Below are 22,802 nucleotides of genomic sequence, written 5' to 3'. Positions count from 1 at the left end.
CGAGCTCGAAGTCCGACGCCTGGACCCCGCCGGTCGTGGCAGAGGCCTGAGCATGTTCGATCCCCGCCTCTTCGAGGGCAAGGTGGTTCTGATCACCGGTGCGGCGGGCGGTGTCGGCTCCGCGGCGGCGCGACTGCTGCGCCGCAGCGGCGCCGATCTCTCCCTCACGTCGACCCATGCCGGGCGGCTCCAGGCGCTCGCCGGTGAGCTGAACGCGCAGGCGATCGTGGCCGACCTGGCCCAGGTGGCGAATTGCCAGCGCGTCGTCGACGATGTACTTGCCCGGCATGGGCGACTGGATGCGCTGGTCAACTGCGCCGGCGTCTGGACCGAGGGAGACAGCGCACTGGTGACCGAGCAGGATTGGGACCGCTGCGTCGATGTCAATCTGAAGGCTACCTTCTTCCTCTGCTCGCATGCCATTCCCGCGCTGAAGGCGACGCGCGGTGCCATCGTCAACGTGGGCTCGGACGCCGGCATCGTGGGCAATGCCGGCTGTGTCGTTTACTGCGCAAGCAAGGGCGGCCTGGTCCTGATGGGCAAGGCCCTCGCGCTCGAGTTGGCGCCGTTCGGTGTCCGCGTGAACACGGTGTGTCCGTCCGACATCGCCACGCCGATGCTGCATCGGCAGGCCGAGCTCTTCGGCGGCGGCCGGCCGCGCGAGTACCTCGACCGTCTTCTCTCGCGCTACCCACAGGGCCAAGAGGCGCGATTCATCGAACCCGAGGAAGTGGCGAGCCTGATCGCATTCCTCCTGGCTGCACCAGCAACTCCGATCACGGGCGCCACGCTCAGCATGGACTTCGGCGTGACGGCGGGGTACTGAGGTAGCACGGCTGCTGCGGCGCAGCTTGACAACACTTGACCCCCTGTGTTGTTGTAGCTACATTTAATGTGTGCGCATCGAGTTCGACCCAGCAAAGGACAAGGTGAACCAAGCCAACCATGGCCTGTCCTTGGCTTTGGCAGTGAAGCTCGCCTGGACCGAAGCCCTCGTTTGGGTCGATGATCGATACGAGTATGACGAAGTACGCATGATCGGCCTGGTACCAGAAGGGGATCGCCTGTACTACGTCGCGTTTGTGGATCGCGGTGAAGCCCGAAGAGTCATCAGTCTCCGCTTCGCTGAACGCAGAGAGGTGAAGCACTATGTCGAAAACTACTCCTAAGCGCGTTTTGATCATGCCGACGGCAGAAGAAAACAAGAAGATCGTCACTGCGGCAAAGAAAGATCCAGATGCGAAGCCCCTCACGGCAGCCCAACTCAAGGGCATGGTGCCGCTGAAGTCGGTCCGAGGGCGCCCGAAGTCAGAGAACAAGAAGCTACTGGTTTCCGTGCGCTATAGCCCTGAAGTTTTGGCGTACTTCAAAGGCACGGGTGAAGGATGGCAGTCGCGAATGGACGGCGTACTGCGAGAGTACGTCAGCAAGCAGGGTCCGCGCCGGCGAGCCTGATCGCATTCCTCGATCATTGCGCCGAGCTGGAGGCCAAGGGCGGCTCCTCGTTGCTGCCCGGAAGGTCCGCGTTCTCCAGCAGGGGGTGCTGGTTCGCCGGCACCAGGCTCCGCCGGCGCAGGACCGTGCCGTCGACGGCCGCGTTGTTCACTGGAAAGTCGACGAAACCCACGACATCGGATTGCAGCGTGAACTGCTTGCCCGCGTCGGCACACAAAGCGGAAATCGTGCGTTCTTCCACTTGCGCCCCCTTATTCATGTAGAGCGAAAACCCGATGTGGGAGCGGCCGCCCTCTGCGCAAGTGGCCAGAAACTTCCCGGTGTGCTTCACGTAGTGATCGACCTGCACTCCTGCCCGATCGGCCTCAGCCAACAAGTAGCCGCCATCCATTCGTTCGCTCGCCAGGAACGGAGAATGCTTCGAAAGCACCACGCGATTCTTGTCTGCCCAGGGATCGAAGGTGATGTCGTGCGTGATGCCGCCATCGTCCTTGAAGCGTAACGTGCCATAGGCATGATCGAGCGGCTCTTTGCTATTCTGAATCCGCGGTTCTCTGTGCAAGTTGATCTCGATCCTGCCCTTCAGTTCGGGAAGATGCGCCACTGCTGCCCCGAGCTTCAAAGCGAACAGGTGGACATAGTTGCCGCACCCTCCTGCGCCGACGAGGATGGATGCAGCCGCGCGCAGCGCGCTATCGTGCGAGGGCGGAAGGGGAGTGCGTCGACCTGCTTGAAATGAGGCCACCACGAAATCACCGACGTTCTTCAATCGCCGCTTCTCGAAAGTGCTTGCCATGTCGGGGGCCTCACCAGCCTCGGCACGCACCAGCACATTGCCCCGGCCATGGGGAATGGCCCGGTCGACCTCGGCCATCAGGGCCACCATGGTCGTCATGACCGAGCGTACTTCCTCGGGCACCACGTCGCCATGCATCTCCAGATCGGCGTCGACCACGGCCTTCGCTTCCTGCAGGTCCGCGGCATCGAGTTTCGTCGGCGTTTGCGGGAACAGCTGCCCCACCCGTTGCAGGGCCTGCTGGACGGTCCTGGCAAGTCGGTCCTTGTCCAGGTGGGCTTGGCGCGGCACTCGCGTGATCGTTTCGGCGACAGGCGTCGTCGGCGGCGCGTTCCGCCGGGCTGCTGCCGCCTGCAATCGTTCCGAAGGCGCGCCCGCAGGCACCCTTTTCAGGGGCATCAGATCCTTGAACTTCTCCGTGGGGGTGAGGGTCCGCGGCGGATCCTCGGTCGCGGCCCGCTCGGCCCGCGCCCCTCGCCGATGCCCGCGGATTTCGGATTTGGAGAATGGGATCCTCATGCAGAGACTGCTCCTTGCCGCGCAAGCCTACGGCGATGCGGGCGCCATTTGCGCGCCCCGGGCGAAGCAGCGAGCGAAACGGCGAACGGAAGCGCCATCCAGGACGTGCCGCCGAAGGAGATCACCACTTCGCTGCGCCTGGTTGACCAGCACCGAAGCCACCCGCCCCGACTCGCCCTGACTGGGACGGCGCGATTGCTTCGCCTCCTGCGCCCGCGCTTCGCCTGCCTTCGGCATCCAACACCGTCGGCCGCACGAAACTGGCGGCCAATGCACATGACGCACAGCGGCGCGGGCAAGTACACCATGAAGATCAGATTCGGCATCCCTTTCACCAACAAGACATTCGCGTTGCATGAGCCGGGCAAGAAGGCCCACGCCGGCGTGCAAATGTCGACGACCGAGGCGATCTTGGACGAGCTGCCTGTCAAGATCCGGACCCGCGGAACCGGGCACCGCGCCCGGCAAAACCCGCCGCCGAACGTTGTCGTCAACCCTCCACCGAACGTCGTCGTCAACCCTCCGCCGAACGTCGTCGTCAACCCTCCGCCGAACATCGTCGTGCAACCGGTACCCGACAACAACATTCTGAACAACCCTCCGTTGGTCCCCCCGAACGTCGTCGTCATCCCTCCGCCGAACGTCGCCGTCGATCCTCCCGGCGTCGCCAAGCGGAACTTCATGACGACCGTTGACGCTGACGCCTGGGTCGAGATCGCAAGGAACCTGAATGTCGGCGACAACAAGAATCTCCGGCTGGTAAGCAAGACCGCCGCCTACGTCGGCGCAGCCGCCATTCAAAGCGTGAAAGTGGGGCCGGCAGACCTGGCGGACACTGACGCCAACACTCAGACCATGCAGCACCTGAGCGTCAACGGCCTCAATTCGGTTCACTTGACCGGGGACGCGACTGGCCGCATCTTCACAGCCGCGGATATCGCCCGACTTCCGCCTTCCGTGACCGAACTGAACATCTCCAATGCAACGCTCAATGCCGGCGCTTGGCAGCAATTGGCCGCTGCCCTGCCCAACCTTCGCTCGATCAAGGCACACGGCGCCATTGTGGACGATGCGGCAGCTCATGCGATAGCGAACTGCCGGAATCTTACTTCGCTGGATCTGAGCGGCAACCAGACCATCGGCAGAGAAGGCCTCACGAGCATTGCGGGGCTTCCAAAGCTCGCCACCCTGAACCTCTCGGGTTCCCGAATCGGCTACGGCGGGGTTCGGGCCATCGCAGCCAGTACCTCGCTCACAGAACTGAACCTGGCCCGCAGTCAGATCACCCAGTTCGGGGCGTTGGCGCTATCAGAGATGGGTTCGCTCAAGAAGCTGGACCTTGCTGGCAACAACGTCGGCGACTTCGGAGCACAGGCCATCGCGGAGAGCCAAGCCGGGGCCTCGCTCGTTACGCTGAATCTGAGTCGTAATAGAGTCGGGCGTCTCGGCGCAGAGTCGATCGCACGCATGCCCCTGCTCTCGGATCTGAATCTTCAAGGCAACCTGGTGAGCGATCACGGCGCGCAAGCCTTCTCGACCACCCCTTCCCTCGTCAAGCTGAACCTCGCCAACAACGCGGTCGGAATCGTCGGTGTGCGGGAACTTCTGAGAAGCCCCACGATCACCGACTTGAATCTCGCGGACAATGATCTGGGCGACCTGGGCGCCGAGGCAGTTTCGGGTAGCAGAACGATCAACGCGCTGGACCTGAGCAACACCGGTCTCACCGATTTGGGTGCGGGATTCCTGGGCAACACAACCCTGGTCACACTGGCCCTTGCCAGAAACCAGATCAACGGCCCCGCCGCGCTGGCGGAACTCGCTCAGATCCCGACGCTCGCCAACCTGAATCTCGAACAGAACGGAGTCACCGACGCCGGCGTGGCAGCGATTGCCGACAGCACATCGATCAAGGGATTGTCGCTGCGCAACAACCAGCTCGGCCCACTGTCCGCCATAGAGCTCGCAAGAATGCCGCAGCTCGAAACCGTGAATCTTCAGCACAATGCCTTGGGCGATCTTGGCGCACAGGCCATCGCAGGCGGCCCATCGCTCATCAATCTGATGCTGGGCAACAACGGCATCGGCGTTGCAGGCATGCAGGCCATCGCGGGTGGGAGCCCGACACTCACCCTGGTCCACCTGCCGAACAACGTCGGCGGCGACGCGGGCGCGCAGGCGATCGCAGGCAAACCTTCGCTCACCTATGTAGACCTTCAGAACAACGGCATTTCCGATGTCGGGGCGCTGGCGTTCAACGCCAGCGAAAGGCTCAGGAGCCTCAACCTGGACCACAACCCGAACATCACGCCAGCAGCCGGGCAGGCCCTGCTGCAGAACCGGCAGTTCAAGAATTTGAAGCTCCCGCCAGAAGCCATCGCTGCAGGCTAAAGGGCAGATGATGCCAGGCGAAACGCGACAGCACGATTTCGCTCCACGCCGCCTGGCTTCGCCTTTCGTGGCGCGCGCGGCGCCAGGCATGCAACAGTCGACGCTACTTTCAACGCCCGCTCGGCAGCCAACATGACCCGCGAATTCCGCATCACCGGCCACAAGCCTTTCGGCGCCTTCAAGGACGCCGAGGGCGAGCGCATCCAGAACCCGAAATGGTCAGAGCGATCGAAGAATCCTCTTCCGTTCAAGGTCACGCTTGGCCCACGGCCGCCGCGTATCGCAAAGATTCCCGACACTCCTCCGCACCTGACGCTGACGAGCGACAGCGGCTCGTCCTTGGGCAACATCTTCGATGGAATCCGCTGCGGTGACGGCGGACCTTCCGGGTCGAAGGGCAAGGAGCCGGAGGTGAAATACGTTGATAAGGAATATGAGGGCCCGAACCTGGGCCCCACCAAGCATATCGGCATCATCTTGCTGCGTCCGCCCACGTTCTCGACCCTCTCGGCGGCCAGCAGCGTCCCCTCTGAAACTACACCGGTCCGTTATGAAAAGGCGGCCATGCCCACCGACGCGGCCACCCTCGGCAAGATCAAGTGCAATGCCCAGCTTTCGGCATTCCCCTACGACCGGGAGCCCGACTCGCTTCCGGATGGCTGGGCACCATCGTCCGACCTGTCCGACAAGATCGCCGCCGCCGCCAATATCGTGCAGGCCGACAACGTCCAGAACCCTTACGGCACCATCGTGGATGCCCAGTCAGGGCTGGTGGCTTCGGTGCTGGTCAACGCCAAGCAGAACGAAGTGGTGATCTCCTTCGGCGGCACGTCCTCGGGTCCCGAAGTCCGCGCAGGCGAGCCGCTGAAGCGCGGGCTCGCCAACCTGTGGCCGATGTCCAAGCAATGGGTGACCAACGTGAGCGCCGGCTTCGGCAATGAGGAAGCAAGCTACCGACAGGCCCGGGAGCTGGTGGGCAAGGCGGTCGAACTCGCCGGCGAGAACGTCACCGTCCGCACCGCTGGGCATTCCAAGGGCGGCGGCGAGGCGATGTATGCGGCGCTGGCACAAACGCCGCCGTTGAACGCCGACGTGTTCAGCCCATCGCACTTGAGCTCGGGCCTGATCTCGCGTCTGCCTAAAGCCAACGTCGACACCGCGTCGAAAGGGGTGCGGGCGTATTCGGTCAGCAAGGATCTCGTTCCCAAGATCCGCTCCGTGCTGCCCTGGGGGGCTGCCGGCGTCGGCAGGGACCACTTCTTCCCCGCCGACCCGACCAAGGGGCACGGGATGTCGCCGTACAACGTGCACGTCTGGTTCACGGAGCACTTGGACAGCTACATCGAAAAGGCCTTGCGCGAGAAGTCGCCTGAGGGATCCTCTCAGGGGCTGGGCACCTCCGCCTACCAGACTGCCTCGGAAGGAGGCAGCAACACCAGCGAGAAGGCAGGGGACTGAATCTGAATCAGACAGTCACCGCGATGCCGGCATTGCGTTGATCGCCGCTGACGCCGGATGCGGCGGTCGATCGATGTCGACACGACCGATGGGCCACCCAACAATGCATGAAATCGAGCGCAGCAAGGCCGTACGCAAGTCCGTAGCGTAGCGAAGCCACGCAGTGTGCCAGTGGCCCAGTTCGAAGCAGCCGTGGCCTAAGCTGGCGATTGCCGGCCAAGTGCTCGGCCACCGGCAACGCCGCTGGACGCGCAGGCGTGTCGCGAAGGATCGGATTTCTCAGAGGCGCACTGCCGGATGCCGATGCGGTGCGCGCCGCCAACCGGCTTGCGCATGGTTGATGCCGGCGCGTGGCCCTTCGGTTCGATCCTGGGGTTCGCGAACGGAATGCAAGTCTGGACTCTCATTGACCGGCTCGGTCAGCGTCAAGAGCGGCGCAGCGCTCGCCCCGTGCACAGGCGCCCGACAACCGAGCGCAGGTCCTGCAGACGCCGCCGCCAGCCTTGCTCGATCTTCGCGGGGGCTCGCGCAGGCGGTTCCTCGTCCGCGAGAAACTCGCTGCACGCATGCGCCGCGATCGGCACCTCCAGAGGGGCGTACGTGGGGTCGCCTCGGCCGTGCGTCAGGCCGATCGCCACCCGGCCGGTCCACCAGACGGTTCTATCTCGCAATTGAAGCGGCCCGGCGGTCACGCGGACGCCTCCCGCGTCGGAATCCGTGATCGGTGCCCCGAAGGGGTCCAGTACAGCCTGGCGATGGTGATGCAGCATGAGCCCTCCGCGTTTGAATGTGCATGCATGATGCGGGGCTGCTGCGGGCACGCAGCGGCGTGGCGCGAAGCGATGTCAAGCATCGCGAACATGGCGGCGGCGCCGCGCCACCGATTGCGCCACGTTGCTCATTTCGCCGTGAGGAAACTCACTTCGGATGCTGCCTGCGTCAGACCGCATGTCTGGTCCAGACTCGCAGGCCATGGAACAAGACCTGGCTTCACCGCGCTGCGCGGAACGGTGCGTGCGCTTGCCGCTCTCGCCCGACGATCTCGCGGTCATCCTGTGCATCCTGCGCCACGGCCCAGCCGCGCGCGTCGAGTTCGAAACCGAGCGCACGATGGCGCAAGCCGTCGAGGAAGCGCTGGCTGCGGGCTTGAGGGTGATTCCGACGCCCACCCTGGCAACCCGGGCCGGATAAAAGCCGCTACGCGCAGCAGCGGGCCGGAGTCGCCTCCGGCGGATGGCAGACCACGCGACTCAGGTGATCCTGGATGTGAAGCACGCTGCCGTCGCGGAACCTGAATCGATTGGGCTCGAATTCGATCGCGCTGATCGAGGCTTGCGCCTCCACGAGGAAGTGAGCGTCCTGGAACATGTATGGCCGAACGCTTTCCAAAAAGGCCTCGGCATCCGAATGGTGGCTCATCGCTTCGATTCTCCGCAAGGTTCATGCGTGCAAAGACCCAAGCCTGCCATGGTGCCAATGACGCACATCGCAAGAGGCGAAGGCTTGTACGAAACTGCGAGCTTCCTTGAGGTGAGGGCCACCGCTTCGCATTGCCGAGTGCGACTTCGCGCCTGGCTGACCCGCCGCAACGCCACCGGCCGATGATGCATGCATGGTCGTGCAAAGACCGTGAACTGGAAGCGTTGCGGACGGGGGTTCGATTCCCCCCAGCTCCACCGAAGCCATTGCGTGGATGGTTTCGGTGGGGCTGACCTGGTTTCGACGTGGCGACCGAAAGCAAGCGGACGGCCCGAGAGGTGACCGACGTAATCGGCGCAAAACCACAAACGCCAACCAAGACGTTTATCACGTCGAGCAGATGCCTCTGGCAGCCTGACGCCGCGTAAGAAACGGCACTCGACCGGGTACGCCCACCCTCGCCTGGGAACAGAAAGGTGGGCACTGATCTTCAGACTTGTCGTTCGCAGACAGGGAACCAGCCTCAACAGTGGCGAGGCGCCGGAGTGGAACCGGCACTACGAGCGGCTACGGTCGCTCGTTTTCATTGGGCGATGCCCCCCATCCTGACTTTCCCTTCGCCAACAGCCTCCTGTGCGGGCGGTTCCGCCTGCCGCGCGATGCGATTCTCGGCCGCACCTGGGCGAGCTGCAGCGGCAGAGCGGCTCGTCAGATGATCAAATGGCGCAATCGTCCTCATCCGAGTCCATGAGCTCGAGAAAGCCAGCGGATTTGCGAGTGCTTTCCGGCTCGATCGGCAAATCCTGCGCCGCATCGTCAGGCGGTGCGTCGTCCCGCACGAGCAGCGCCTTCCAGAGCCCCGAGGTTTCATCGAATGCCTTGAGCAGGGGCATGAGCGGCTCTTGGGGACGAATCAGCGCCTCCGCTTCGTAAGCCTCCACGCTGACCCCCGAGACATTGCCGGCTTGGGCGCCGATGACGTGGAGCACGATACCGGTTGTGCCCTCCCAGTCGGCGCTTGCCGTGGCATGCTGCTGCGCGATCGCCGGTGAGACGCTCGCAGAGCCGGGCGCCAAATCCATGTACCTCTTGCCTTCGGTGATCAGCCTGTGATCGCTAAGCCCGCGAAACAGCATGCCTTCGCTGCGAAGGCCGTTGGCGGTGAGCTTGTCGATCATGTGCATGCATGCGGCGGTGGACTTGCCAGCGCGGGCCGAAGCGTTCACGGATGAGGCGTCAAAGTTGCTGTAGTCGCGCAGCCATTGGAGCTCCTTCTCGTCGAGGATCCCGCCAATCTTGTCCAGCGAGGCCTGGATATAGCTGTTCCTGTCCAGGTTCCTCGGAAGCTTCGGGTCCGATGCCCAGAGGGGTTGGTCGGGCGATATGAGAGCAAGCGGCAACTCGGCTGCATCGCGATGCAGGCTGGCGCCCGGCGTCTGTGGCATGTCGGGAAGTGGTGGACCGCTTTCGCTCAACCTGCGCCGCGACGAATGCGCAGCGTCCCGACCTTGATCCTCCCTGCTCGTTCCGAACAGCGCAATGTTCTTCGGGGGCAGATCCAGCAACACCAGGCCGGGTTTCGTGGCTTGGGTCGTCGCCGGGGCGGGGGGGTCTGCTGCCGATGGAGGCAGGCGGACGTTGTCGATGTTCCCCCGGGCGTCGAAATGCAGATCCAGCGTCGCAACTCCCTTGCGCGCAGGGGCGCTGTGGCGCATCCAGCCGTCTTCCAGGGGCTCCCCCGTGGCCTTCGAACTTCCGACGAATTCCGCGAAGTCCTTGACCTTGTCGTGCGTCGATCGCAACTTGGTCAGTGCGGCCAGCTTGTTCAGAGCCTTTCCCGGCGCGGTCTTTGCAGCCGTCCAACCAGAGCGCTGCTTTTCGGCGTGAATGCTCTTGCGCGTCGGCAGGTCCAGCTCGAATGTCGCCTTGGGCTGCTGCTGGCCCTTGACCGAGGACCCTGGAGCCTCGTTCAAGTCGATGGATGGTGTGCGACTGTTTCCGATGCGTTCCATGAATACCTCGTTCGCGCTTTCAACCCCGTTGCGCGCGCCCACGCTGCGAGCCTTGCCGAGGATTCGCTGAAAGGCCAGGTCCTAGGAAGCGGCAGACGAAGCCAAGCGCCGATATCCGAAGCAGCCGCGAGTCCGCCGCCAGCACGTTCGCACCCTTCGCCGTTTCGCGCGACGCTCGCTCGGGGCAGGCAAATGGCGCCCGCATCGCCGTAGGCTTGCGCGGCAAGGAGCGGTCTCTGCATGAGGATCCCATTCTCCAAATCCGAAATCCGCGGGCACCGGCCAGGGGCGCGGGCCGAGCGGGCCGCAACCGAGGATCCGCCGCGGACCCTCACCCTCATGGTGAGCGCCGGCGGCGCCGGGTTCTGTGGGGCGGTTGCGGCTTGCAAGCGCTCGGACGGCGCGCCCGCAGGCACCACAGAGAAGCCGCGAATTCCGCGCCGGGCCAGCCTGAGCGAGGATCGCGCGATTGCCCGATCTGAAGGACAGGATCGAGATCACCGTGCACACAAGACCGCTGGTCTCCGAAAGGAAAGAACCGCTCGATCATGTGTACGGGAAGCTGCGTTTCACGGACGATGGCGGCAACGCGCACGACATCACCTTCGATCCCTGGGCAGACAAGAATCGCGTGTTGCTCTCGAAGCACTCTCCGTTCCAGGACACCATACGAATCGATGGCAGCTACTTGTTGGACGGCGCGAGTCGGGCAAGCGATCGGATCGAGCACTACGTGCTGCAGGCCGCGGAGGTCTTGTCCAATTGCGCAGAGGGCGGCCGCTTCCAGAAGGCGCTCTCGCTGCGCATGAAGGAGGCGGCGCAAGAAGAACAGGTTTCGATTCCCGCCTGGCAGTCCGCTCCCGAGACCTTCGTCACCTTTCCGGTGAACAATGCGGCCGTCGACGGCACGGTCTTGCACCGGCGAAGCTTGGTGCCGGCGAACCAGCACCCGCTGATGGCGGATGCGGATCCCTCGGGCAAGAGCGGCGAGCCGGCCTCGGCCGCCAGCTCGGCGCAGTGATCGAGGGCTTCGCAGCGCCGAGGGAACAGGTGTAGTCTCGGGCGAGGAGCCCACGATGCCAACAGACCCGCCCAGTTCCGTCCACGGCGAGGCCTTCCTGCGCCGGCTGGTCGATACGCTGCCGGTGCGCATCGCCTACGTCGACAGCACCCGGCGCTTCCGCTTCGTCAATCACCTGCTGTGCGAGCGCTTCGGCCTGCCGCCCGAGGCGATTCTCGGCCGCACCCGGAGCGAGCTGACGTCCGGGAGCAGCGATGCGCTGATCGAGCGGCACGTCGATCTGGTGCTGGCCGGCCAGCCGCAGACCTTCGAGTTCGAGGAACTGGTCGACGGCAAGCGCTGCACGACCGAGACCCGCCTGGTGCCCGACGTGGACGAGGCGGGCCACACGCGCGGCTTCTTCGCGACGAGCCTGGACAGCACCGAGTTCTCGGCGGCGCAGCGTTCGCTGCAGCGCCAGAGCGCGACCTTGCGCTCCGTCACCGAAGCGGTTCCAGCCATCATCTTCGTCGTCGACACGGAGCTGCGCGTGCGCTTCGTCAACGGCGCGTTCGAGCGTTGGCGCGGTCTTGCGCAGGAGCAGATCATCGGACGCACGTTGCAGGAGGTGCTGGGCGACGAGGACTACCTGCGCACCCGGGTCTGGATGCAGCGCGCGCTGGCGGGTGAGAGCGTGCAGTTCGACCGGGAGGAGCGCGGACGGTCGGCGGCGCATCTGTCCAACACCTACATTCCGCTGCGCAGCGACGAAGGGCGTGTCGATGGTTTCGTCGGCGTCGCGCAGGACATCACCATGCACCGGCTGGAGCAGGTGCGCCTGCTGAACCTGGCCGAGCGCGACCCTCTCACCGGACTGCTCAACCGGGCGGGCTTCGATGAGCGCATGGCCGGCATGCTGAGCCTGCGCAGCCGCCCGCCGGTGGCGCTGCTGTTCATCGATCTCGACCGGTTCAAGCCGGTGAACGACCAGTACGGACACCCCGTCGGCGATCAGCTGCTGCAAAGGGTTGCCGATCGCCTGCAGAACCTGGTGCGTCCCAGCGATGCCGTGGCCCGGCTCGGCGGTGACGAGTTCGCCATCGTTCTGAGCGGGATGCGGGAGCGGCCGCACGCGCTGGCGGTGGCGGAGAAGGTTCTCGCCGCTGTCTGTAGGCCGTTCGAGCTCGGCGCGGTGACCGTGGAGATCGGCGCGAGCGTCGGCGTGGCGTGGGGCCGCGACGATGCGGCGGAAATCTGCAAGCGCGCCGACGCCGCGCTGTACGAGGCCAAGCGCGCGGGACGAGGCGTGGTTCGCTGCGCGCCCGATGCCTTGCCCCGGGGCATGTCGGACGACTGATTCACCGCCGGCTTCGGCAGCGCAGGCGGCACTTCGCACCCGGCGGTGCGGCGTTGTCGACGCGGCACTATCTTCCTGAGGCCCATCCGGGTTGGTTCTTGCGCTTCCTGACGGATCGCGCGGCTTAGGAGAAATGCGTGAAAGTTCTGCAACGTCTCAATCTGGGCAAGCGGCTGGCGATCGGATTCGCAGCGATCCTCGCCCTGCTGCTGATCGTCGCCGTCGCCGCCGGCCGTGGCGTGACGGCACTCAACGAAGACCTGCGGGTCATGTACGAGGACCGCGCCGTGCCGATCGAGCAATTGGGTGAAGTGACCCGGTTGCTGCTGCGCAACCGGGTCCTGGTCATGGACATGATGGCGTTTCCGTCCGCGGACAATCTTGCCAAGCGCGATACTGAACTGAAGCAGAACATCGAGCAGGTCGGCAAGATCTGGGGTCAGTTCAGCCAGAAACGCATGAGCGCCGAGATCCGCGGCGATGCGGACGCCTTCATCAGCCTGCGCAAGAGCTACGTGGCGGATGGCTTGATTCCCATCCGTGACGCGATGCTGGCCTCCAAGCCGGACGAGGCGCGCCGTATCTACCAGGAGACGCTGTCTCCGGTGGCGGCGAAGGTGGCTGCTGCGCTGAGCAAGCTCGTCTCGTCGCAGATTGCCGAAGGCCGGGCCGAATTCGAGCGCTCGCGCGCGGAAGGGCGGTCGCTGCTGATGCTGACCATCGCGCTGACGTCGGCCGCCGCGCTGCTCGGGGCCTTTCTGGCTTGGGCAATCACGCGCAGCATCACCCGGCCGCTGGCGCAAGCCCTGGACATCGCCGAAACGGTGGCGCGCGGGGATCTCACCAGCCGCGTGGAGGTCACCACGCGTGACGAAACGGGGCGCCTGCTCTCGGCGTTGGGCGAGATGGTCAAGAACCTGGTTCACATCGTCGGTACGGTGCGCACCAGCTCGGAATCCATCGCCACCGGCAGTACGCAGATCGCCACCGGCAACACCGACCTGAGCCAGCGCACGGAGGAACAGGCTTCGAACCTGCAGCAGACCGCCGCGTCGATGGAGCAGTTGTCGGGCACGGTGAAAAGCAACGCCGAGACGGCGCGCCAGGCGGCCCAGCTCGCCGCGTCGGCCAGCGACGTCGCATCGCGCGGCGGCGCGGTCGTCGGCAAGGTGGTGTCCACGATGGACGCCATCAGCGAGAGCTCGAAGAAGATCGCGGACATCATCGGCGTGATCGACGGCATCGCCTTCCAGACCAACATCCTGGCGCTGAACGCGGCGGTCGAAGCGGCCCGCGCAGGCGACCAAGGGCGTGGTTTCGCCGTGGTGGCCGGCGAAGTGCGCAGCCTGGCCCGGCGCAGTGCCGACGCAGCCAAGGAGATCAAGGACCTGATCGGTACCAGCGTCGAACGCGTCGAAGCCGGATCCCGGTTGGTTCAGGATGCGGGATCGACCATGGAGGACATCACGTCGCAGGTGCGCCAGGTCGCCGCCCTCATCGGCGAAATCAGCACCGCGACCGCCGAGCAGACCGCGGGCATCGGCCAGATCTGCGACGCGGTGTCGCAGCTCGACCGCGTGACGCAACAGAACTCGGCATTGGTCGAGGAGTCGGCGGCAGCGGCCGACAGCCTGAATCAGCAGGCGGGCAAGCTGGTTGAAACGGTGCGGGCGTTCAGGCTGGATGCATCATGAGCGCGTTGCCGATGCGCCTCGCGAAGCGCACCGCCATAGCGAAGCTCGAGAACCTGAATGACCAAGTCGAACATGTCGCTGGTGAAAACGTGAAGCCGTGCACGGTGGCCAAGACTGCGCTCGGCATCGATCCGTCGAAGCTCGACCTGACGGCCGTGACGCCCGAGCAATAGCTCGCCATCGCGCAGGAGATTCATGTCGGCGGGTTGATGTACGTGACCCACGGAAGCAAGCCGATCTATCCCCCGGACCGGAATCCAAGTGCGGTGATCGACGCCATTGACGCATTGCTCGGGGCGGACCTCCCCCAGGCGCTGACCGAATACCTGCTTGCGAAACTCGGGACCGCATTCATGAGCAATGAGGTCGAGGGCACGCTCCTCGGATTCGGCCACCAGAGTGCGCTCAACTTCGTTGCGAACGCGGGCGGGCGACAAAGTTCGAGCAACGTTGCCGGCTACTCGGACTCCGAGGGCAAGGCTCCACGAGCACCCGAACTTTCCAGGCCCTCCCACCTACTCAATGTGGGCCGACGAGGCCGGCACCGGCAAACCGGAAAGCGCAGCGCTGCTGACCCGATACATGAACGAGAGCCTGGACATGTCGGAGACGGTGCTGAAGGACGCCTACAAGTCGCCGCAAGACTTCCTGCGACTTGCGCCGCGTGTGTTCCTGGCGGCCGTTCTGGCGCCGGACACGGACAAGGAGAAGATGCGGGAATGAGCGCGGGGCGAGGTCCAGCAGGGCTTGATTGGTGCAGTCATCCTGAGACGTCACACCACTGCTCCAGCAAATCGAGCACCTCGCGATAACGGAACTGGTCGATCAGCCGGCTCAATTGGTCGGCCACCGCGCCGTTGGTTTCGCGAATGGCCTCGATGCTGCGCTCGATGCCCTCGACGTCCAGCAGCTGCAGGGCGGACCGCAACGCCTCGCGCTGGGCTGAAGTGAGCGAGCCGAGATCCTCGCTTGCTTCCGCCGTGGGGGGCGCTTCGCGGACGAAGCGGACCCGCAGGTGCGTTTCGATGGCCTCGAGCAACGCCGCCTCGCTGAACGGCTTGCGCAGGAAGTCGTCGCAGCCGGTGGCCAGCATCTGCGCGCGGTCCTCCTCGAAGCTGCTGGCGGTCAGCGCGATCACGACGATGGCCGGCTGGGCGGCCTTGATGCGCCGGGTGGCCTCCAGCCCGTCGACCACGGGCATGCGCATGTCCATCCAGACCAGGTCCGGCTCCCACGCCTGGCAGGTCTGCACGGCCTCCAGCCCGTTGGCCGCCTCGCGCATCTCGAAGCCCAGCGGCTCGAGCAGCCGCACCAGCAACTGCCGGCTGTCGGCGCTGTCGTCGGCCACGAGCATGCGCCGCGTCTGTGTCCCCGGGGCCAGGCCGACCACGCCGCCCAAGGTGCCCGTGGCCGGCGCGGCCGGCGGGCTGGCCAGATCGACCGGCGGCAGCGGCAACGAGAAGCGCGCCGCGGTGCCTTGGCCCGGCACGCTCGTCAGCGTCAGCTCACCGCCCATCAGCTCCACGTAGCGGCGGCTGATCGCCAGCCCCAGCCCCGTGCCCTCGGCCGCGCGTCGACCGGCGCTTGCCTGAACGAAGACCTCGCCCAGATGCGCCTGCTCGTCCGCGGCGATGCCGACCCCGGTGTCGATGACACTGAAGCTCACGCGCTGCGACACCACCTGCACCTCCAGCCGAACGCCACCACGCTCGGTGAACTTCATCGCATTGCTCAGCAGGTTGATCAGCACCTGGCGCAGCTTGATCGCATCGGTCTGCATGCCCTGCGGCACTGAAGGCCGCACCGACACCTCGAGCGCCAGGCCCTTCTGGATCGCGGTGAGCGAAAACATCGCCTGCAGCTCGTCGAGCAAGGCGTAAAGATCGAAGGCACGGACCTGCAGCGTGAGCTGGGCGGCGCCGGCCTTCGAGAATTCCAGCACCTCGTTGATCAAGGTGTACAGATGCTCGCCGCTCTTGAGCACGATGCCCAGGTCGTGCCGCGCGCGCGGGGTGAGCGTCGCTTCGCGTTGCAGCAGCCGGCTGAAGCCGAGCATCGCGTTCAGCGGCGACCGCAACTCATGGCTCATGCTCGCCAGGAACCAGCTCTTGGCCTGGCTGGCCGCGTTCAGGCGCTGCGCGTTGGCCGCATTGGCCAGCGCCACCGCTCCGTAGGCGGCCAGCATGCGGGCGAGCTGCTGTTCGCGCTCGCCGTAGCCCTGCGCGTTGTCGCCCTGCAGCACCAGAACACCCATCAGCTCGCCGCCGGCCACCATCGGCGTGCACAGCGCCGAGCGCGGCGTGTCGTCCTGCCACCGCAGTTCATCCATGTCTTGCGTGGTGCACTCGCGCCGCTCGCGCGCGCAGCGCGCGATGCTCGAAGCCTCGTCATCCAGGCGCACGCTGAGTGCCGGGCAGTCGGCGGGCATGCCGTGGCACAGCACCAGCTGTTCGCCTTCGAGCATCCACACCGTCGCGGACCGCACCGGCATCAGGCGCCCGACGTCGTCGCACAACGCACGATGGATGCGCGCGGCCTCGCGCTCGGCGGCGATCTGCGGCCCGAGCGCGGCCAGCCGCTCGAGTGTTTCATTGGACGCCTGCAGGTCGTTCGCGCGCTGCATCTCGCTGGCCGCCAGGCGCTTGCTGTAGGCCGACTCGGTGCGTGCGGCGATGGCACGGCGGCGCAGGTAGAGCGCCAATCCGGCCAGCAGCACCAACGCCAGCGCCGAGCCCAGGATCAATGCAAAGCGTTGCGTCTCGGCAGCCTTGCCCTGCGCCCGCAGCAAGGCGTTCTCGGTTTCCTTCTGCTTCACTTCGAAGCGCACGCGCAGCTCTTCGGCCATCTTGGCCTTCTCGGCCTGCTGCAGGCGGCGCTCGGCCTGCCTGAGCTCGGCGATCTCGCGATAGGCCGCGGCATGGTCGCCCAGCGACAGCCCGATGGCCGCTGCGCGTTCGTGGAACTCGACGTCATAGGTCGACGATTCCACCTTCTCCTTGATGCTGCGCGCGCTCTTCAGGGCCTGCACGGCAGCAGGCATCTGGCCGAGCTGCACCAGCACTTCCGCACGCGACAGCTCGATCTGGATCCATGGCTTGAGGTCCTTGGTCTGCGCGTAGTGCGCCCGGGCACGATCGAGCAGGCCGATCGCTTCCGTTAGCTTGTTCTCGCCCCGGGCGAACTTGACGGCGACGTAGTCGCGATGGTCGAACGGCTCCACACGGGGCCGGGTCGCCACGCTCTGTTCGTAGTGCTGCCGGGCGCGCTTGAAATCCTTTCGGTCTGCGTAGATGTCCGCGAGCAGCACGTGCGCGACCGAGCGGTCGAGGCGCCCGGCGTCCTTCAGGGCTCGCTCGAAATAGCCGATCGCCACGTCGATGTCGGCCTCGCCGGAACGGGCCTTGCTGTGCAGGACCCCGAGCGCCGTCAGCACCGACGCCATCGCCTCGGCATCACCCTGGGCCTCGTACACGGCGTAGGCCGCCTGGTAGGCAGCCAGCGCGTCCGCCTTGCGCCCCAGGTCACCGAAGATGCGGCCTTTGCGCCTGTGCAGCTGGCCGCTGGCATGGTGCAGCTTGTGGCGCTCGGCCAGGGCAAGCGCCTCGTCGAGTTGCGCCAGCGCCTCGGTCGCCTGGCCCTTGGCCTGAAGCGCGGCGGCCCGGTATCCCATGAAGGCGCATTGCGCATCGGCGTCGCCGAGCTCGCGTGCCAACGGCAGGCCGAGCTCCACGTCGGCACCCAGTGCATTGAAGTTGCGCTGCATGCTGTTTGCAGCTGCCCGCATGCGAAGCGCATCGAGCTGCGCGGCGGCGTTGCCGCTCGCCTGCGCGCGCTGCAGCGATTCCTCGGCTTCGCGAAGCACGGCAGTGACGTCCTTGGCGATCGCCGCCTCCACCTTGGCCCGGTCATAGGCGGCAAAGACCGGCGCGTCCGCCAACAGGAGGCACGACAGAAGCAGGCCCGTGATGCGCCGGCGAGAAAGCATGGGCTGGAGCAAGGGGTGTCCCCCGTACAGCGACAGGAATTGCCGTTGTTCACCTTGCCCCAGCGTACCGACGCCGTCAATTGGCGGAAGGCCCGAAGCAGGCGGCATCGAAGCTCACAAAAGCTCAAGCACCGTCAATCCCGCCGCGGACCCTACCGATACCGTTGGGGAGCCCACGCCGGAGAGCCCATGAAGGCCTTGAATCTCGCGCAACGAATCTCCGCGGGCATGATGCCGTCGCCGTCAACCTGGTATGTGCGCCTGCATGCGGCGCTGATGCCGGGTTACAACCGGAAGGCAGCGCTGTTCTGGTGGATCGTGGTCGTGCTGGGGGTGGCCGCCCTTGGCCATTCACTCTGGACGCAGCGTGCTGCATCGCCTTCCACGTGGCTTCACATCGCGGTGGGCGCCTCGCTGGCCATGCTGGCGAGCTACTTCCCGATCCGGGGCCGGAATTCGGACATGGCGTATTCGGCCGGCGATGTTTTCCTGTTCGTGATCCTCCTCATGCAAGGGCCGCAGGCGGCAGCCATTGCCGGCGCCGCCGAAGCGATCGTCGGCGCATGGCGGAGCACGCCGCGCTGGACGGGCCGCATCGTCAGCCCCGCCATAGCCGCGATCAACATGCTCTGCACGGGTTCACTGCTGCACTGGGCGGTGCTCAATACAGGCGCGCGCGCAGATGTGGTGCTGGGTGGGTCGCTGCTGTTCGGGTACGGCCACTTTCTGCTGAACATGGTGGTGATGAACGCCATCGTTCTGCTCCTGCGCGAGGAGCGGCCGCGCTGGTCGCAGCTGTTCGGTGCCCTGGGGTGGCTGGGCATTGCGGGCACCCTCAGCGCCATCGTGGCCGCGTCGCTCTACCTGGTGTTCCTGCGCACCGGCTACGGCGTGCTGCTGGCCACGCTGCCGCTGCTGGGCCTGGTGCTGGCCACGCAATTCTTCTACTTCCGCCAGCAGGAAGAAGCTGCCGCTGCGCGGCGGGCTGCAGCCGTTGCCGCCCAGCGTGAAGCCGAGGCCACCGCGCGCCACCTGCGCGAGCTCGAAGCGAGCGAGCGCCGCTTTCAGAGCGCGTTCACGAATGCGGCCGTCGGCATGGCGTTGACCGATGCGGATGGGCGGATCCTGCAGGCCAACGGCGCACTGCAAGAGCTGGCCGGAGGCAGGGAGGCCGATCTGCTGGGCACCGCGTTCCACGATCTCGTCGACCCGGAGGACCAGGGCGCCGTCCAGCAGATGCTGGCGCAGAGCCGCGATGCGGCGGTCAAGGGCAGCGTCGACGACCTGCGCTTGCGGCGCCTCGATGGCGTGCCGCTGTGGATCTGCCTGCACAGCGCGCGCTTCGCAGAGGGCGCAGCGGACTCGCCGAGCCTGATCCTGCAGGCCCAGGACGTCAGCGCGCGGCGCGAGGCCGAGGGAAAGCTCAGGCACATCGCCTACCACGACAGCCTGACGGGATTGCCGAACCGCCGGCGCTTCCTCGATCTGCTGGATCGCTCGGTGCGGCGTGCCGGCAGCGATTCCAAACACCGCTTTGCAGTCCTGTACCTCGATTTCGATCGCTTCAAGTTCCTCAACGACAGCCGGGGCCACAACGCGGGCGACGAATTCCTCGTGCAGGTGGCCCAAAGAATCAGCGACAGCCTGCGCCCCGGCGACATCGTCGCGCGGCTGGGCGGCGACGGGTTCGCCGTGCTTGTATTCGGCGTGGAGGAACAAACCGCCGCCAACCTGACGGACCGGATCCTGCACGTCGCGCGCCAGCCCTACGTCATCGCCGGCGCGCCTTTCGCGTCCAGCGCTTCCATCGGCATCACCTTCAGCGGGTACGGGTACGAACGCGCGAGCGACGTGTTGCGCGACGCCGATGCAGCGATGTACCAGGCGAAGGCCGCCGGCAGGGACCGGTACGCCGTTTTCCGAATTGGCGGGAGCGACCTCGCGTCGGACGCCCAGGCCCAGGCCAATTGATCCACGCTTGGAAGAACACTCCTGAAGATTCCATACAGGCCGGAGGGCCGGCGACACCATCGCCAGGCGGGCCCCGGACCTACTCCGAGTCGTCCTCCGAAATTGCATTCATCACCTTCGTCATCATTTGATGCTCGATCGCCAGGTCGAACTCGGTGACCGTGTGCTTCTCGATGATTTCGTTCATCCGGCCTCGATACGGGTCGACTTCACTCATGCGCTTGGCCGCTTCTGACAACTGCTGCACAAGGGCCTGTCGCTCCGTCGGCGGCAAGGTGGATAACTGGCGGTCGACGAGTTCCAGGATGGGACCGGCCGTGAGGCTGCCGAGGCGGAGGGTGAGCAGAGGCAAGTTGATGTTGTCGGCTTCGATCTCGGGCTTCAGCACCATCATGAATCGGTCGGTCATGCTCGGTGCTTCCGGGGCGTGCAAGGCCGCAGCGATCGAGAGGCGGAGGGCTTGTGCGTCAAGGCCCGGCCTCGGCTTCAATTTGAGACCTTGCACGATCGCCATCACGTCGTCGACGCCCAGGGCGCTGCCCGCTTCTGCGCTCGGATGGGCCAGCGCCCTCACCGACGAGCGCAGGCAATCCAGCGCCGGCTGCAGCACTGCACGATCCTTGGGCGCCATGTGCGTGACGAAGTGCTGCATGGTGGGCGCCAGCCGAGTGAGTTCGGGCACCTCGATGAACCGATCTTCCTCCATCCTGTCGGATATGACGGGCACCTTCAAGTGGAGCAGTTCCTCTTTCATGTATGCGCCCAGTTGCTTGCGCAGCACAGGATCCGACACGCGATTGACCGAGGCAGTCACGATGGTCGACACCTGCACGGGGTTCGGACGATTCATCGTCGGATATTCATCATCGTAAGACTGCGCCGATCTGGAAGCGTGCCTGAATTCCTGCGGGAAGAGTCGCTCGGCGGCCGGCTTCGACAGCAATCTGTCCGTAGCCAAGAGGAGGCGATTCGTGTCGAAGAAGCCCACTTTGTAGTGCCTGAGCACGGCCTCATGAATAAGCTTCATGGGAGATTCTGCTTGTTGCCTCGTGCCCACCATGGCGCGCAGCTCAACCGGCGCCTTTCCGCCGAACCAGATCTCTCCCTTTTGAAGCACTGCGGCGACGGCCACCGGCGCCTGGTGGTTGAGCGCAGTCGCCAATTGAGACCGGAGCTTCTGCTCGGCGCCTTTCGGGCCGCCGCCCTCTGGCTGAGGAGCCCAGGGAAGCGCCCGGATCATCTGGGACAGTTGGCCCACGACCTTCGTCACCTGCCCGGTTGGCGAGCTCGAAGGCCTGGCCAAGTCCAACATGTCGACTGTCTTGACCTGCTGGAGGGTGTGGGCCCCAGTTTCCTTGATGATGTCCGGGTCGTCCTCGATCTTGTCCATGCCCGGCAGTTTTTCCGCGATGGGCATCGTCGACACGCCGTGCGAGGCAGGCAGGCCCGACTCCTCTGCCAGGGACCGCCGAAACCCTGATCGGGGGTCGTCACCGCTGAGCAAGATATGGGTCTTCATGCCGGGTTGAAACGTTATCTCGGCCAGTTCAGGATACTTCGCGAACTGAGAAATCGGAACGCCGGAATGGGTGTAGGTCGTCATCAGCAGCGGTCGACGATCAGGAAAATTCATGCGGTTCTCCCTGACATAATGCAGGGTCGCGCTCAGGTTCGTCGAGGTCGAAGTGAACGCCGGCTCGTGCAGCGTGGATCCTTCGGTCAAGTTGAATCCGTCGTTGCGTGGGTTCTCTTTGACGATTTTCGTTGCGACGCGTGGCGGGAGTGCACGGTGAACGAAGCCTTCATACTTATCCGTCTTCTGCAGTGCCGTGAGCGCCGCCGACAGCTCCGTTGCTTCCTTGATGGGCGTGCCATCTTCGGCCCTCGCGTCCTGTTTCCTCAGTTGGCTATTGATCGGCGACCGTATGGAGTAGTTGTGGATGGCCCTGATATCGTCTCGGGACACTTGCTGGCCGGGCTTCTTGACCAGCCCATGGCCCTTGGGAATCCGATGCGGATTCACCGGAATAGCCTTGCCGTGGTCGACGCCCTTGCCTTTCTTGTCCGCCTTGGCGGGCGCTTCGGCTTCGCCCGGGTACGGTACTCGAACGCCGACAATCTTGTTGTCCGTTGTCGTCTTGAGGTCCAGTGACGCGACTTTGCCGCCAAGCGTGGCCGTGAAACGGGACACGTCCTTGGGCAGATCCTCCACCACCCCCGTCGCCTTGAACCCGGTGTTGCCGACGAATTCGACGTACTCCCGCAACTTGTCCTGCCCGGTCCTGTCGCCAAGGACGTTGCTCGCCTTGTGCCGGAGGCTCTGCAGCACACCGTGGGCCGACTTGTAGCCCATTGCCTGGCGCTGGTCCAGGATCTCCTTGCGCGTGGGGCGGTCGTGGTAGAGGTTCTTCTCGGTCTCGTAGGTCAGGCTCAGTCGATTGATCTTTTTCATGCCAACACCTCATTCGCAAGAGTGTCGTCCGCGGGTGCAGCGCAAACATAAATGTTCATGGAAGAACCCTAAGGCGCCGCGGCAAGGCCAGGGCCGCTTCAGGCGAAGGCGGATGTGGGGGAGCGAAGCGACAGCAGCGCCGACGACAGGTTCTGGTCTTCGTAATGCGCCTAGCCCGCATGTTTCACGGTAGGTGAGCTGTACGGCCGATTTGGTTGGAGGCAGCCGATTTGGCCGAGATTTGGATCTCGAATTGGGACATTGCGACCCCTGTCGTCCGCAATGGGGCCGCT

18 protein-coding genes and 1 other RNA gene are annotated in these 22,802 nt (G+C 65.1%); 13 read left to right on the top strand and 6 right to left on the bottom strand.

Features of this window, described 5'->3' with window-relative positions; translation table 11 throughout:
- Window positions 1–52: 52 nt before the first annotated feature.
- The 3 genes from HLB44_RS34830 (at window position 53) to HLB44_RS34820 (ending at window position 1,455) form a co-directional block, all read left to right on the top strand.
- Window positions 53–826, top strand: a complete 774-nt coding sequence (locus HLB44_RS34830; RefSeq protein WP_173134913.1) for an SDR family NAD(P)-dependent oxidoreductase — start codon at window positions 53–55, stop codon at window positions 824–826.
- A gap of 70 nt (window positions 827–896) precedes the next feature.
- Window positions 897–1,169: a BrnT family toxin gene (locus HLB44_RS34825; RefSeq protein ID WP_173134910.1), complete on the top strand. Its 273-nt coding sequence runs from the start codon at window positions 897–899 to the stop codon at window positions 1,167–1,169.
- 13 nt (window positions 1,170–1,182) lie between these two features.
- Window positions 1,183–1,455 (top strand): BrnA antitoxin family protein, encoded by a 273-nt coding sequence (locus HLB44_RS34820; RefSeq protein ID WP_246312651.1) that lies wholly within the window; start codon window positions 1,183–1,185, stop codon window positions 1,453–1,455.
- Between the two features lie 13 nt (window positions 1,456–1,468).
- Here the strand turns inward: HLB44_RS34820 and HLB44_RS34815 are convergent, their stop codons facing one another.
- Window positions 1,469–2,770: a hypothetical protein gene (locus HLB44_RS34815; protein ID WP_173134903.1), complete on the bottom strand. Its 1,302-nt coding sequence runs from the start codon at window positions 2,768–2,770 to the stop codon at window positions 1,469–1,471.
- A gap of 270 nt (window positions 2,771–3,040) precedes the next feature.
- Here HLB44_RS34815 and HLB44_RS34810 point away from each other — a divergent pair, with 270 nt between their 5' ends.
- The gene (locus HLB44_RS34810; RefSeq protein ID WP_173134900.1) at window positions 3,041–5,161 is read left to right on the top strand and encodes a leucine-rich repeat domain-containing protein; all 2,121 of its coding nucleotides are present in this window, start codon (window positions 3,041–3,043) and stop codon (window positions 5,159–5,161) included.
- A 132-nt stretch (window positions 5,162–5,293) separates the two neighbouring features.
- Window positions 5,294–6,619: a Tle-like phospholipase domain-containing protein gene (locus tag HLB44_RS34805; RefSeq protein ID WP_173134897.1), complete on the top strand. Its 1,326-nt coding sequence runs from the start codon at window positions 5,294–5,296 to the stop codon at window positions 6,617–6,619.
- 425 nt (window positions 6,620–7,044) lie between these two features.
- On the opposite strand, the gene HLB44_RS34800 is transcribed toward HLB44_RS34805, so the two are convergent.
- The gene (locus tag HLB44_RS34800) at window positions 7,045–7,389 is read right to left on the bottom strand and encodes a hypothetical protein (protein ID WP_173134894.1); all 345 of its coding nucleotides are present in this window, start codon (window positions 7,387–7,389) and stop codon (window positions 7,045–7,047) included.
- A 202-nt stretch (window positions 7,390–7,591) separates the two neighbouring features.
- Here HLB44_RS34800 and HLB44_RS34795 point away from each other — a divergent pair, with 202 nt between their 5' ends.
- Entirely contained in the window at window positions 7,592–7,810 is a 219-nt protein-coding gene (locus tag HLB44_RS34795; RefSeq protein WP_173134891.1) for a hypothetical protein, read from the top strand.
- A gap of 6 nt (window positions 7,811–7,816) precedes the next feature.
- Here the strand turns inward: HLB44_RS34795 and HLB44_RS34790 are convergent, their stop codons facing one another.
- Window positions 7,817–8,038, bottom strand: a complete 222-nt coding sequence (locus tag HLB44_RS34790; RefSeq protein ID WP_173134888.1) for a hypothetical protein — start codon at window positions 8,036–8,038, stop codon at window positions 7,817–7,819.
- Between the two features lie 167 nt (window positions 8,039–8,205).
- Between HLB44_RS34790 and ssrA the strand changes: the two genes are divergently transcribed.
- Window positions 8,206–8,502: a transfer-messenger RNA gene (gene ssrA / locus HLB44_RS34785) on the top strand.
- A gap of 252 nt (window positions 8,503–8,754) precedes the next feature.
- Here the strand turns inward: ssrA and HLB44_RS34780 are convergent.
- A complete protein-coding gene (locus tag HLB44_RS34780) occupies window positions 8,755–10,050 on the bottom strand; it encodes a hypothetical protein (protein ID WP_173134885.1) in 1,296 nt (431 codons plus the stop codon).
- Between the two features lie 469 nt (window positions 10,051–10,519).
- On the opposite strand from HLB44_RS34780, the gene HLB44_RS34775 reads away from it, so the two are divergent.
- The 5 genes from HLB44_RS34775 to HLB44_RS34755 all read left to right on the top strand — a co-directional run bounded on the left by HLB44_RS34775 (window position 10,520) and on the right by HLB44_RS34755 (window position 14,824).
- Window positions 10,520–11,071, top strand: a complete 552-nt coding sequence (locus tag HLB44_RS34775; RefSeq protein ID WP_173134882.1) for a hypothetical protein — start codon at window positions 10,520–10,522, stop codon at window positions 11,069–11,071.
- A complete protein-coding gene (locus tag HLB44_RS34770; RefSeq protein ID WP_343051755.1) occupies window positions 11,013–12,407 on the top strand; it encodes a diguanylate cyclase domain-containing protein in 1,395 nt (464 codons plus the stop codon). The genes HLB44_RS34775 and HLB44_RS34770 overlap by 59 nt, the downstream gene beginning before the upstream one ends.
- A gap of 137 nt (window positions 12,408–12,544) precedes the next feature.
- Entirely contained in the window at window positions 12,545–14,101 is a 1,557-nt protein-coding gene (locus HLB44_RS34765; protein ID WP_173134876.1) for a methyl-accepting chemotaxis protein, read from the top strand.
- A complete protein-coding gene (locus HLB44_RS34760) occupies window positions 14,098–14,274 on the top strand; it encodes a hypothetical protein (protein ID WP_173134872.1) in 177 nt (58 codons plus the stop codon). Before HLB44_RS34765 ends, HLB44_RS34760 begins: the two co-directional genes overlap by 4 nt.
- A gap of 349 nt (window positions 14,275–14,623) precedes the next feature.
- Entirely contained in the window at window positions 14,624–14,824 is a 201-nt protein-coding gene (locus HLB44_RS34755) for a hypothetical protein (RefSeq protein ID WP_173134870.1), read from the top strand.
- 37 nt (window positions 14,825–14,861) lie between these two features.
- Here the strand turns inward: HLB44_RS34755 and HLB44_RS34750 are convergent, their stop codons facing one another.
- On the bottom strand, window positions 14,862–18,038 hold the full coding sequence (locus tag HLB44_RS34750; RefSeq protein ID WP_173134864.1) for an ATP-binding protein: 3,177 nt from the start codon (window positions 18,036–18,038) through the stop codon (window positions 14,862–14,864).
- Window positions 18,039–18,275: 237 nt separating this feature from the next.
- On the opposite strand from HLB44_RS34750, the gene HLB44_RS34745 reads away from it, so the two are divergent.
- A complete protein-coding gene (locus HLB44_RS34745) occupies window positions 18,276–20,057 on the top strand; it encodes a sensor domain-containing diguanylate cyclase (protein WP_173134861.1) in 1,782 nt (593 codons plus the stop codon).
- Between the two features lie 79 nt (window positions 20,058–20,136).
- Here HLB44_RS34745 and HLB44_RS34740 read toward each other — a convergent pair whose 3' ends face one another.
- Window positions 20,137–22,509: a hypothetical protein gene (locus HLB44_RS34740; RefSeq protein WP_173134858.1), complete on the bottom strand. Its 2,373-nt coding sequence runs from the start codon at window positions 22,507–22,509 to the stop codon at window positions 20,137–20,139.
- Window positions 22,510–22,802: the final 293 nt, after the last annotated feature.

This window comes from Pseudaquabacterium terrae (assembly GCF_013266755.1).
GTDB classification, from domain to species: domain Bacteria; phylum Pseudomonadota; class Gammaproteobacteria; order Burkholderiales; family Burkholderiaceae_C; genus Pseudaquabacterium; species Pseudaquabacterium terrae.
Note: the sequence above shows the minus strand (reverse complement) of the source record. Positions and strands in the feature narration are given on the sequence as shown.